Consider the following 12,759-nt stretch of genomic DNA (forward strand, 5'->3'; position numbering starts at 1 on the left):
TTTTGTGTTGTTATGGTTTGGCTGTTGGCAACTGATATAACACCATGAACCATCTAGGATATGCCCAGCCTTTGTATAATTGACACTTGTGTTAAAATATTTAAGTGGTTAAACAGTTTTAATTAAATGCTTTAAACAATCAAAACATCCACACCCACATGAACCACATCATACAGCCACATCACATCATCATTGGTCATGCGAATACAGCCGTGCGACATCGGCACACCCATAGGTTCACTGTCGGGGGTGCCATGAATATAGATATGACGTGCATGTGTGTCGCAGAGCATGCCGTCTGTGGTTTTGCCCAAATTGTAACCATCCTCCAAACCCTTTAACCACAAAATCCGACTCAAAATCCAGTCTCTATCAGGATTGGCTTGTCTAAGATGGTCATCATAAATCTCCCCTGTGAACACTCTTCCTATAAATACGGCATTTTTGGGGCATTCGCCTCCAATTTTATCGCTGATGATATGTTTGCCAAGTGGCGTACAGCCTGTATTTTCAATCTGTCCTGTGCCATTTTTGGCGGTGGAGACAGATAGGGTTTGAATGGCTTTGTCATCATCAAAAACGGTCAAAGTTTGGGTGGTAGTGTCTATTTTTAAAGTTATCATGTTTGGATTATCAATTTAAAAAATGATGACCATTTTAAATTTTAACAGTTTAGCAAATTTTTAAAATTTTTACCCCATATTTTTGTGAATATTGACCAAATTTTTAAAATTTTTACCCTAAGGTTTGCCAAATGGTGTTATAATTTTTGGATTATATTCTATTATTTTATATACATTGGAGTTGATATGAGCAGTACTATTTTAGAGTCTTTGCCTGTTGGTGAAAAGGTGGGCATCGCATTTTCTGGCGGTTTGGATACGTCTGCTGCCATTTTATGGATTAAACAAAAGGGGGCGATGCCTTATGCTTATACCGCCAATTTGGGTCAGCCCGATGAGTCCGATTATGATTTAATCCCTGCCAAAGCCATGCAATATGGGGCTCAAAAGGCTCGTTTGGTGGATTGTCGCATTCAGCTTGTCCATGAAGGTATTTGTGCGATACAGTGTGGTGCATTTCATATCAGCACAGGCGGTATGCCATACTTTAACACCACACCGCTGGGACGTGCGGTAACGGGCACGATGCTTGTTACTGCCATGAGTGATGATGGTGTGGACATTTGGGGAGATGGTAGTACCTATAAGGGCAATGATATTGAGCGTTTTTATCGCTATGGACTGCTTAGCAATCCCAAACTAAGAATATACAAACCTTGGTTGGATGAGGTCTTTATTGATGAGCTTGGTGGGCGTGCAGAAATGTCGCAGTTCTTGATTGATCATGGTTTTGATTACAAAATGAGCAAAGAAAAGGCGTATTCTACTGATTCTAACATACTTGGAGCAACACATGAAGCCAAAGATTTGGAATTTTTAAACGCCAGCCACAAAATTGTAGAACCCATCATGGGCGTGCGTTATTGGGATGAGTGTGTGGAGATTGAACCTGAGACTGTAACGGTGAGATTTTTTGAGGGCAATCCTGTGGCACTAAATGGTGAAACATTTGATGACCCTGTGGCACTCATGCTAAAAGCCAATGAAATCGGCGGGCGACATGGGCTGGGCATGACCGACCAGATTGAGAATCGCATCATAGAAGCCAAATCACGTGGCATCTATGAGGCTCCTGGTATGGCACTGCTACACATCGCTTATGAGCGTCTTGTTACAGGCATTCATAACGAAGATACCATTGAACAGTACCGCATTAACGGACTGCGTTTGGGTCGTCTGCTCTATCAAGGACGTTGGTTTGACAGTCAAGCACTCATGCTAAGAGAAACCGCCCAGCGTTGGGTTGCCAAAGCCATCACAGGTGAGGTAATGCTTGAACTTAGACGTGGTAATGACTACTCTATTTTGGATACTAAATCACCAAATCTTACCTATGAACCTGACCGCTTGTCCATGGAGAAAGTTGAAGATGCCAGCTTTAGTGCCACTGACCGTATCGGACAGTTGACCATGCGTAATCTTGATATCATCGATACTCGCGCCAAACTTGGAATTTATTCAGGTGTGGGGCTATTGGGATTGTCAGGTACTAACGCCGTGCCACAACTTCAAAGCAAATAATTGACCAACAAAAAAGTGGCAGATGTTTTGCTCTTTTTTGTTAGAGTGTGCCTGCCACTCATAACATTTTACAAAACATGATGAATATATAGGACATGCCTGCCTTTGGCATTTGCAATGAACAATGCCAAAATATTTTTTTAATCAAGGACAACACGTGCGTGCTTTAAATGCTATTGACCACATATTTTTAATGCTTGAAACTCGCAAAGAACCCATGCACGTTTCAGGTCTGTGCATATTTGAATTACCTGATGGAGCGGGTGATGATTTTTTGACAAATTTGGTATCGGACATTGAGGTAACACGTACCAAACCAAGTTTTCCTTTTAATCAAGTGCTAAATAAAGGACTGTTTTGGGAGAGAGATGGGAATTTTGATGTCAATCATCATTTTCGCCATGTCGCCTTACCCAAACCCGGAGGGATACAAGAGCTGACAAACTATATTTCACGAGAGCATGGACTTATGTTAGACAGAGCCAAACCGTTATGGGAATTTCATCTCATTGATGGTCTTGCTCCTGCTTATGATGGTGGTAATGCTCGTTTTGCTCTATTCTTAAAAATTCATCATGCCATGGTAGATGGCATTGCCGCCATGCGACTGTTGCAACTGTCGCTCTCCACATCCGCCCAAGAGCAGATGACCGCCCCATTTTGGTCATTATCTACCAAATACCGCAGCCAAATCAACGCCATCTTACCCATTCACAAACCCCCCCTACAAATCATCAAAGAACAGCTTGCCACCATCTATCCTGTGGGAAGAGAGCTGATAAATAGTGTGAAAAATCACTTTGGCAAAAAAGACCCACATTTTACCAGTACCTTTGATGCCCCCAAATCCATATTAAACCAAAAAATAAGCAGTTCACGCCAATTGTCATTCATCTCATTTGAAAAAGGGCGATTTGCAAAGATTGCTGAGCATTTTGGGGCGACAACCAATGATGTTTTGCTTGCCATCTGTGCAGGCGCTTTACGTGAGTATCTGCTTGCCCAAGATGCCCTGCCTGTCAAGCCACTCATTGCTTTTGTGCCCATTTCACTTCGCCGTGATAAAAGTGCGATGGGCAACCAGCTCTCGTTCATTCTAACCAACCTAGCCACACATAAATCAGACCCCGCTGAACGTCTTTTGACCATCAAGGCAAGCGTGGATGATGGCAAACAGCGATTTTCTCGGATGAATCAGGCACAGGTTATTAATTATAGCCTGTTGGCTTATGGCATGGCATTTGCTAATCTAAGTACAGGCGTGATGCCAACCCATCAAGCCTTTAATCTCATCATCTCAAATGTGCCAGGAGATGGTACGCCCATGTACCTTAATGGAGCAAGGCTGACAGGGATTTTTCCTGCATCGGTGCTGTTAGATGGGCAGGCTTTAAACATCACACTGACCAACTATCAAGACAAAATAGATTTTGGTATTACCGCTTGCCAAAGTGCCTTGCCTAACATTGAACAGCTGACCCAATTTTTGGAGCAAGAATTATTGGTATTTGAAGAATTGTTATTGATAAAAAGGGCGGATTTAGACCAAGCAAACATGCCATGATAAACTCTCATGCCATGTGTTGTTTGGGCTGTGTTAGTGCGATGGGTGTGGTGAGTTTGGTTAAGGTTTGGACAATCATCTCATCACTGATGGCAAAAGTCTTATCACCATGAATGACGGTCATGATGATGGGGTGAGTGATGGGGCAGGTAAGTTGGGTGGCAAGATGATGAGTGATTTGGCAAGTCATGGTGCTACCTATCTTCATTGGGCTTTGGGTTTAGTGTAGCCCAATCAAGAATGAGGAGCAACCATTTTTCATCATTTTGTTTGATAAATTGTAAACAAATGTTTCGTTTATGAAGACTGGACAATTAAGGTTAATTGGGACATTCATTGTCAAGTAGGTCATTGTCAAGTAGGCTCAATGATTATCGTAAGCTCTTAGGTAGGCTAAAAGTTACGTTCTCCTCAATGCCCAAAAGCTCAGTGGGAGTATCCGCTCCCCACTCTTGCAAGGTATCTAGCACCTCTTTGATAAGCACCTCGGGGGCGGAGGCACCTGCACTAACACCCACTTTATCTACGCCATCAAACCACGCTTTATCCATTTGTCCTGCGTTATCAATGAGATATGCCTTCGCTCCGAGTCGTTCGGCAAGCTCACGCAAGCGATTGGAATTGGATGAATTGGGACTGCCTACCACAAGTACGATTTGGCACTCTTTTGCCAAAGATTTGACCGCATCTTGACGGTTTTGGGTGGCATAACAAATGTCATCCTTTCTTGGGGCATTGATTTGGGGGAATTTATCTTTTAGGGCATTTATCACCTGAGCGGTATCATCCATGGATAGGGTGGTTTGGGTAACAAAGGCAAGTTCCTTGTCTGCTCCAAAGTTTAGATTCTCCACATCGCTTGCATCTTCAACCAAATGAATGCGACCGCCAAAATTGGTATCAAAGCGTCCCATCGTTCCCTCCACCTCAGGATGTCCTGCATGTCCGATGAGAATGGCGTCCATGCCACTTTTGGCAAATTTACCAACTTCAATATGCACCTTGGTAACCAGTGGACATGTAGCATCAAATACCGTCAAATCACGGCGCATCGCTTCGTCCTCTACCGCTTTTGATACACCGTGAGCTGAAAAAATTACAATTGCTCCATCGGGCACCTCATTGAGCTCTTCAACAAACACCGCCCCACGGCGTGCCAAATCCTCTACCACAAATTTGTTATGGACAACTTCATGGCGGACATAGATGGGAGGATGAAAACGGCGTAAGGCCTCATTAACAATGGCGATGGCACGGTCAACACCAGCACAAAAGCCACGAGGGTTGGCAAGTAGGATTTGCATAAAAAACCTTAAAATAATTCAACATCAAACGGTTTACTTTACCATAATTTGTCATTTTAGGATATGCTAATTTGTGCTATAATTGATGAAATATTATCATTTGGCGAGATTGTCATGACCAACCCAAGCCCCACCCAAGGCACACTTTTTATCATCACCGCCGCATCAGGTACAGGCAAGACATCATTGGTCAAAGAACTGCTTGCCACAACCAAAAATCTTGTGGTCAGCGTCTCGCACACAACCCGCCCCCCAAGACGTGGCGAGATTGATGGCGAGCATTATTATTTTACCAATAGGGATGAGTTTGTCCGTTTGGTAGGAGAGGGTGAGTTTTTGGAGCATGCTCAGGTATTTGGTAATTATTATGGCACCAGCAAGACGGCGGTTAATGATTTGCTAAGTGCTGGCATGGATGTGATTTTGGAGATTGATTGGCAAGGAGCATTACAAGTTAAAAAGCTCATTTCTCATGCGGTGATGATTTTTATCCTGCCACCAAGTCGCAAGGCCTTGCGTGAGCGTCTGATAAATCGCAACCAAGATGCCACAAAAGTTATCGAGACCCGACTGGCAGGGGCGGTGCGTGAAATGCAAGAATATGTAAACTTTGACTATGTGGTCATCAATGATGATTTTGATGTGGCACTCTTTGAGATGAAATCCATCATTACCGCCTATCGTCTTGCCATTGACAGGCAAACGGCACGCCACGAAAAATTAATCAGTCAGCTATTGGCAAATTAAAATGCCCATCTCCATGATAAATACAACACTGAACATGTCCTAATTTTTGCTTTTAAAATGGTCAAAATCTGTTATAATAATGGATTATTGTTAATGCAAAGAGTGTGATTTATGGCACGAGTAACGATTGAAGATTGTCTGGATACGGTAGACAACCGTTTTGATTTGATTTTGGTGGCGTCAAGACGAGCACGTCAGCTTGCCACAGGGCGTGCCGACCCATTGGTAACCCCTGAGGGTGATAAGCCAACGGTACTTGCCTTGCGTGAGATTGCTGATGGTCATGTGACCCGTGCGATTTTGGATAAGCCTGAGGAAGTATACGTAAAAAAAGAACCACCACCGTTTGACCCGTTGGCTAATGGCTTTTGATACAATGTATGCCTAATACAGCACATACCGACCTAGAACCATGCTTTTGGCATGGTTTTTTGTTTTTATTTTATTAATTTTCTAATATTATTATAAAAATATATATTTTTTTCTTGACAGTTTGTGTGAAAAATGATTAATTATAAGGTTCGGATTGGAGATTTTTATACAAAACGAATCTTCAAGAACTTCATGTCAATTTTAAAAACAACCAACACCTTACCGAGCAAAAAGCCATGCTAGCCAATTACCACGCCAACAATATCCCCGTACGTTTTAGTCATCCTTTGGTAGATGAAGCCAAAGACAGTCTCATGAATGCGGTAAGCTATCTAAATATCAAAGAGCGAGAGGATGTGCTACGTGCATGTCATTTTGGAGACATGGCACACATTAAGGACAAACGCAAATCGGGTGAACCGTACATTACTCATCCCATTGCTGTGGCACAGATTTTGGCAGGGTTTTTATTGGATAGAGATACCATCATTGCATCAATTTTGCATGATACAGTAGAAGATACCGAGGTTAGCGGTGCGTTGATAGCGAGTGAATTTGGTGAGACGGTGGCACAACTTGTAGATGGTGTTACCAAACTAAAATCAGCCAACATGAGCAAACAGCAATCACAGGCAGCGACGTTTCACAAGATTTTAAATGCCACACTGATAGACCCTCGTGTACTCATCATTAAACTCTCCGACCGCTTACATAACATGAGTACCATGGAGGCGGTGCGAGAGGAAAAACAAAAATCAACCGCTCGTGAGACTTTGGATTTTTATGTGCCATTTGCTCGGATTATGGGGCTAAATGACATCGCTGACTATATTGAGCTTTTGTGTTATCGCAATCTTAATCCTGTCATGTATAACAAATTTAATGATAAACTCTTACAACATGGGTTGGGGCGTAATTTTCAAAAAGTTGAAATCAGCACTTATCTACAAAACCTGCTGGGACATCTAAACCTAAAAGGTCATGTGCAAGTGCTGGATAATAGAACAAATATGTATCGGCAGTTCTTTAAAAACCGTGGGCAAGCCAACCGCTTGATTCGTCAGTATGATTTTGAGGTGGTGCTAGAAGATATCGGAGCATGTGATAAATTGGCATATCATCTCATTCAAAAGTTTGAAATCGCTGACCGTAACATTCAGGATAATATCCGAAAACCCCTAGCAGGTGGCAATCAGTCACTGTCGCTGATTTATCAAAAGGATTATAATTTTATCAAAGTAACACTCATGACCGTACGCATGAAGGAGGCATCTCGCTTGGGTGTGCTGGGCAATAGCAAAAATGACATCAGTCAGTCGGTGATACAGGCAAGCCTACGTAATATGAAGGATTTGGCGACAGTTGAGGGCGAAGATGCAGAAACATCGCTTAAAGTCATCAATGAACTCATGAGCTATCTGCATGAACGTAAAATCGTCTGTTATAGCCCCCAAGGGCGTGCCTATGAATTACCTCGTGGGGCAACGGCTTTGGATTTTGCTTATGCGGTTGGCCCTGCTGTGGGTAACATTGCCACAGGGGCGGACATTAATGGTGAGCATGGCAAGCTAGGACTGGTGTTGGCTGATGGCGATACGGTGAGTATTGACATTGACAAAAATGCCACACCCAAAGCGGACTGGCTTGGTTTTGTGGCGACCAATAAAGCACGCAATGAGATTTTAAAATTCCTAAAACGCCTACCCCACGACCAAAAAGAACATTATGGCAAAGAAGCCTTGATGCGTGCGTTAAAACCTTATGATAAAAATCTGGACGACTTATCAAAGCAGGACTGGGCGGACATTTTGGCGTGGCGTGGCGTGGCAAGTCAAAGTGATATTTTTCTACAAATTGCCACAGGTACGCTACTGCCACAGTTGGTTGTCTCTCGCTTGTTTAGCGAAGAGGTGGATGAGGCAGATGAGGCAGGAATTACCCAAACCAAGCATTTACTGGCGGGAATTAAAGGCGTGGAGATTACCTTTGCCAAATGTTGCAATCCCATGTATGGCGATAACATCGTCGGGCATCTGTCAGCACGTCAAGGGTTAATCGTGCATCGCCATAAATGTTACTCACTGGAAAATATCCGTGCTGACAACCCTTATCAGGTCATACAACTCAATTGGAAAGTTGATATCAAACTTGACCACAACAATTCCATTGGACAGCTACATTTTCCTGCCACACTCAAAATCTACGCTGTACTAAACGAAGAGCAGATGAGTCAGGCGATTTATGAGTTGCGTGATTTAAATATTGGTATTGAACAGACATCGGTGAAAGCGGATGAGAAATTAGGCGGTGGGGTTGGGGCAACTTTCATACAAGTGGTGGTGCGTTCTCGATCTCATTTGGAGGAGGGCATCATAAAACTACGTCAAATACTGGGTTATCCTAGTATCATGCGACTGTATCAAATGCCAACCTAATGTGTTTATGCTTATTAATAAAAACAAACCCTGCTAATGTGCAGGGTGTGTTATGATGATTTGGCAGATTAACGTCTGATGGCACGTTCATAGATGGCACGGTTTTTGGGCAGAAGTTTTTCCATGGCTTGAATGCGGCTGTTGTTACTGGGGTGAGTGGAGAGAATACCGCCAGCTTTGCTACCACCATCTTGTTTGGCGTTCATCTTTTTCCAGACATTGATGGCATCAGCGGGGTTATAGCCTGCCATTGCCATCAGCTGCATGCCTAAGGCGTCCGCTTCGTATTCGTGATGGCGAGAGTAGGGCTTATCAAACCCATATTCATGCAACATACTTGCCCCAAAATTAATCAAATCATGGTCGTAGCCTGTTCTGGTTTGGACGGCGATGGCACCCAGTTGCACTGTCAAATCAGAGAGTACACCTGCCCCCATTTGTTTTTTACTATGTTCTAGTAAAGCGTGAGCCATCTCATGCCCAACAATGGCAGCAATCTCACTCTCGGTCAAGTGATAATTCTGGACCAGCCCTGTGTAGAACGCCATCTTGCCACCTGGCATCGCCCATGCGTTTTCTTTTGGGTCTTTGATGACGGTCATCTGCCAATCAAAACGCATGCCTGTATTATTTAGAGAGTTGGCATGCGGTCTTAGGCGGTTAAAGGCACGCTGGATGGTTTTGGCGGTGTTTGATGTGGTATCAATCTGAGCTTTGCTGAGTATTTGATGGTAGTTTGATCCTGCCTGAGCATTTAGGGTTTTGCTGTCCATGCCTACCATATCAGCAACGGTTGTGCAACCTGATAAAGTCAAAATGACACTAAGTAGGGTAATGCTTGATTTTTTCATAAAGTATCCTGTAAGCATCCTTATCCCATCTGTCCTAAGAGACGATTTGTTGATTATCATAGCATTTTCAAAATCTAAAAACAATACGGCGAAAGAATGATTTAACAGTAAAAAATACTTGAATATTTGGCGTATTTTGTTTAATATGACAAATATCAAAGCAATCTGTCCACTCGGATCGGTTGCTATAAATATAACTTTTGCTTCATAAAATTCATAAAAGGAGATTGCGATGTGCTGTCATATTGACCTAAACTCAAAAGATGAAGTTGCTCACTTTTTAGGTAAGACCGAACCGAGCATTTTGCCAAAAACCTCTGATAATGTCGCAGGCAATATTGTCTATACTGGCAAGCCTGCCATGAGTCTGTGGGATGAAATCGTGGCTTATTGGCAAGCCAATAAAATAAACAAACAAATAAATACATAAAGATGACAATCAAACATTTAGCATAAACATTGGCATTAACTTTTTAAATGATAGGAGCTGTCCATGCCAAAACAAATCATTCATACCAATGATGCCCCAAAAGCGGTGGGAACATATTCCCAAGCTGTCAAAGTGGGTAATACTGTCTATATTTCAGGTCAAATTGGACTTGACCCTGTCAGCATGACCTTGCGTGATGGATTTGTCGCCCAAGCCAAGCAAGTATTTGATAATATTGAAGCCATCGCCCAAGCTTCTGGTGGCAGTTTGGCGGATGTGGTTAAGTTTAATGTATCACTGGATGATTTAAATGATTTTGATGAATTAAATCAAATCTTTGAGTCTCGTCTGACCGCTCCTTATCCTGCTCGTGCTGCCCTAGAAGTGGCAGCCTTGCCAAAAGGAGCATTGGTAGAGATTGAGGCGATTTTGTATATTGAATGAACTTTTTAACTCATCGTGCAATCGTACATAAGGGCGAACACCGCCCTTATTTATTTGGTGTTTATTTGGTGTTAAAACATGTCCATCTTATGGTATGTGGGATATTTACCATAAAAATGTCTGTTTAATACTCTGATGTTTAATAATGCCTTTATTTATAATGTCTTGTTTTTGTAAAGATGACACTATGTTAATCCAAGTTGCTCTGCCTGTACCGCTTTATCGTCTTTTTGATTATCGTGTGATAGGCGTGTTGCCCAAGGTGGGTGTGCGTGTCAAAGTACCATTTTCTCACCAAGAGCTGATTGGTATCGTGGTGGGACATGTTCATCCTAATGACAGTGATGTGCCACAAAATAAGCTAAAATCGCTCATTGATGTGATTGATGATGAGCCGATTTTTGATGAATATTTTTTTAAACTTGCCAGATGGTTGTCATCTTATTATCATCATCCATTTGGCGATACGATGGCGGTCATGTTACCCACGCTTATCAAGGCAGGGGTGGATGTTAGTGATGACATACGGCGGTATCGGGTACCTGCCCATGTTGATGATGATTTTGTCAAAAACGTGTTAAGCAAAACCGCCAAAAAACAGCATGCCAATTTTGCCATTATTCGTGATAATCCCAATGCAACCAAATACACCTTGCACATGCTTGGGGTAACAGAGAAAAATTTGGCATTATTTGCCCAAAAAGGGCTGATAGAATGCCACACCACACCAAACACACCTCCCCCACAGGTTCAGATGGCACAAGAACCGCTTACCCTAAACGACGAACAACGCTCGGCACTGATGCAGATAAACCAGAGTATTCATGATGGGTGTTATCGGGGTATCTTGTTAAATGGCATCACAGGTTCAGGCAAGACCGAGGTTTATCTACATGCCATGGAACAGGTATTGGCACAGGGCAGGCAGGTACTGATTATGGTGCCTGAGATAGGATTAACCCCACAAAATCGGACACGTTTTTTGGCACGTTTTAGGGCGAATGTCGTTGTTTTGCACTCAGCACTCAATGACAAAGAACGACTGTTGGGATGGCAGGCATGTCGTCAAGGACAGGCTCAAATCATCATCGCCACACGTTCGGCACTGTTTTATCCATTTGCCAATTTGGGGCTGATCATCGTTGATGAAGCTCATGACACAAGTTTTAAACAACAAGACCATTTACGATATCATGCCTGTGATGTAGCGTTGTATGTGGGTGTGCTAAAACAAATCCCCGTGGTGCTAGGCACGGCAACGCCCAGTCTTGAACAAATCAAACTTAGCCATGATAATAAACTGTATGAATGTAAACTGACCAAGCGGGCAGGGAATGCGACACCGCCCACCTTTGACCTTGTGGACATGCGAGTAGGCACACTGTGGCAGACGGACATGGCAGGCGAGAGCCGTGATACTAAGTTGTCTCATCAGACAGTACAGGCGGTGCGTGATACTTTGGAGCGAAGTGAGCAGGTGCTGATGTTTTTAAATCGGCGTGGCTATGCTCCGATACTGCTGTGTGGGGCATGTGGCTGGCAAGCGGACTGTGTGCGGTGTAGCAGCCATCTGACTTTACATAAAAATCCCTTTAAAAAAGCACATCACGCCAATGAGCAGTATCTGTATGATTACCTAAAATGCCATCATTGTGGCTATCAAGTGGTCACCCCTAAGATTTGTCCAGGTTGTCACAGTCCCAATCTTGTGCATTTGGGTCAAGGAACAGGGCAATTATATGAAAGGTTGCATGGTATTTTTGCTAATCCTCAAACCGTCCAAACCCCTTATCCCATCGTGAAGATAGACCGTGATACGGTGCGTGGTCAAAGGGCGTGGGATAAGTTGTATGAGCGTGTCAGCACAGGCGAGCCGATGATATTGGTAGGGACGCAAATGCTGGCAAAGGGTCATCATTTCCCCAATGTAACGCTTGTGGTGATTGTCAATGCTGATGGTGGTTTTTTGTCACCTGATTTTCGCTCACCCGAACGCACCGCTCAGATGATCATGCAGGTGGCTGGCAGGGCAGGGCGAGCAGGGCGAGCAGGGAAGGTACTGATACAGACGCTAAATCCTGATAATCCGCTACTGCTTGATTTGATACGTCAAGGTTATGATAAATTTGCTCATGACTTGTTGGCAGAGCGATGCGAGTTGGGACTGCCACCTTATAGCCATGCGGTGCTGATTCGGGCAGATGGGAATCGGCTTGATGCTGCCAAAAATGCCATTATTGGAGCAAAAAATCATCTGCCCAATGCCCACCCTTTTGCTGTGCTTGCTCCCATTGATGCCCCAATGGTCAAAAAGAACAATCGTTTTCATGTGCAGATGCTCATCCTTGCCAAAGAACGCAAAGCTCTGCATGATGTGCTGTCATGGTGGTGGCAGGGTGTGCTTGCCCTGCCCAGCTCTCGGGGGGTCAAGATGACGATAGACATTGACCCTGTGGGATGGTAGTTTG

At 43.5% G+C, this 12,759-nt stretch carries 12 protein-coding genes; 8 read left to right on the forward strand and 4 right to left on the reverse strand.

What is annotated here, in order from left to right; all coding sequences use genetic code 11:
- Positions 1-131 precede the first annotated feature (131 nt).
- Positions 132-623: a L,D-transpeptidase gene (locus A7456_RS05630; protein ID WP_067008440.1), complete on the reverse strand. Its 492-nt coding sequence runs from the start codon at positions 621-623 to the stop codon at positions 132-134.
- 186 nt (positions 624-809) lie between these two features.
- Between A7456_RS05630 and argG the strand changes: the two genes are divergently transcribed.
- Both argG and A7456_RS05640 read left to right on the forward strand, forming a co-directional pair.
- Positions 810-2,144: an argininosuccinate synthase gene (gene argG / locus A7456_RS05635; RefSeq protein ID WP_067008443.1), complete on the forward strand. Its 1,335-nt coding sequence runs from the start codon at positions 810-812 to the stop codon at positions 2,142-2,144.
- A 157-nt stretch (positions 2,145-2,301) separates the two neighbouring features.
- On the forward strand, positions 2,302-3,708 hold the full coding sequence (locus tag A7456_RS05640; protein WP_067008652.1) for a WS/DGAT/MGAT family O-acyltransferase: 1,407 nt from the start codon (positions 2,302-2,304) through the stop codon (positions 3,706-3,708).
- Between the two features lie 7 nt (positions 3,709-3,715).
- Here the strand turns inward: A7456_RS05640 and A7456_RS05645 are convergent, their stop codons facing one another.
- Both A7456_RS05645 and ispH read right to left on the reverse strand, forming a co-directional pair.
- A complete protein-coding gene (locus tag A7456_RS05645; RefSeq protein WP_066893191.1) occupies positions 3,716-3,898 on the reverse strand; it encodes a hypothetical protein in 183 nt (60 codons plus the stop codon).
- Positions 3,899-4,079: 181 nt separating this feature from the next.
- A complete protein-coding gene (gene ispH, locus A7456_RS05650) occupies positions 4,080-5,012 on the reverse strand; it encodes a 4-hydroxy-3-methylbut-2-enyl diphosphate reductase (protein WP_066885925.1) in 933 nt (310 codons plus the stop codon).
- 114 nt (positions 5,013-5,126) lie between these two features.
- On the opposite strand from ispH, the gene gmk reads away from it, so the two are divergent.
- The 3 genes from gmk to A7456_RS05665 all read left to right on the forward strand — a co-directional run bounded on the left by gmk (position 5,127) and on the right by A7456_RS05665 (position 8,566).
- Positions 5,127-5,759 (forward strand): guanylate kinase, encoded by a 633-nt coding sequence (gene gmk, locus A7456_RS05655; protein WP_066885928.1) that lies wholly within the window; start codon positions 5,127-5,129, stop codon positions 5,757-5,759.
- A gap of 111 nt (positions 5,760-5,870) precedes the next feature.
- Positions 5,871-6,131, forward strand: a complete 261-nt coding sequence (rpoZ, locus tag A7456_RS05660) for a DNA-directed RNA polymerase subunit omega (RefSeq protein ID WP_066885931.1) — start codon at positions 5,871-5,873, stop codon at positions 6,129-6,131.
- A 236-nt stretch (positions 6,132-6,367) separates the two neighbouring features.
- Positions 6,368-8,566 (forward strand): RelA/SpoT family protein, encoded by a 2,199-nt coding sequence (locus A7456_RS05665; protein WP_066886511.1) that lies wholly within the window; start codon positions 6,368-6,370, stop codon positions 8,564-8,566.
- 68 nt (positions 8,567-8,634) lie between these two features.
- Here the strand turns inward: A7456_RS05665 and A7456_RS05670 are convergent, their stop codons facing one another.
- Positions 8,635-9,417: a M48 family metallopeptidase gene (locus A7456_RS05670; RefSeq protein ID WP_067008446.1), complete on the reverse strand. Its 783-nt coding sequence runs from the start codon at positions 9,415-9,417 to the stop codon at positions 8,635-8,637.
- A gap of 232 nt (positions 9,418-9,649) precedes the next feature.
- Here A7456_RS05670 and A7456_RS05675 point away from each other — a divergent pair, with 232 nt between their 5' ends.
- The 3 genes from A7456_RS05675 to A7456_RS05685 all read left to right on the forward strand — a co-directional run bounded on the left by A7456_RS05675 (position 9,650) and on the right by A7456_RS05685 (position 12,755).
- Positions 9,650-9,847, forward strand: coding sequence for a hypothetical protein (locus A7456_RS05675; RefSeq protein ID WP_065256459.1), 198 nt, complete (start codon positions 9,650-9,652; stop codon positions 9,845-9,847).
- Between the two features lie 63 nt (positions 9,848-9,910).
- Positions 9,911-10,291 carry a Rid family detoxifying hydrolase gene (locus tag A7456_RS05680; RefSeq protein ID WP_066886505.1) on the forward strand — a complete coding sequence of 127 codons (381 nt, stop codon included), beginning with the start codon at positions 9,911-9,913 and terminating at the stop codon, positions 10,289-10,291.
- Between the two features lie 187 nt (positions 10,292-10,478).
- Complete coding sequence (locus A7456_RS05685; RefSeq protein ID WP_145916072.1) at positions 10,479-12,755, forward strand: primosomal protein N'; 2,277 nt, start codon at positions 10,479-10,481, stop codon at positions 12,753-12,755.
- Positions 12,756-12,759 lie beyond the last annotated feature (4 nt).

It is taken from the genome of Moraxella nonliquefaciens (genome assembly GCF_001679005.1).
GTDB lineage: Bacteria > Pseudomonadota > Gammaproteobacteria > Pseudomonadales > Moraxellaceae > Moraxella > Moraxella nonliquefaciens.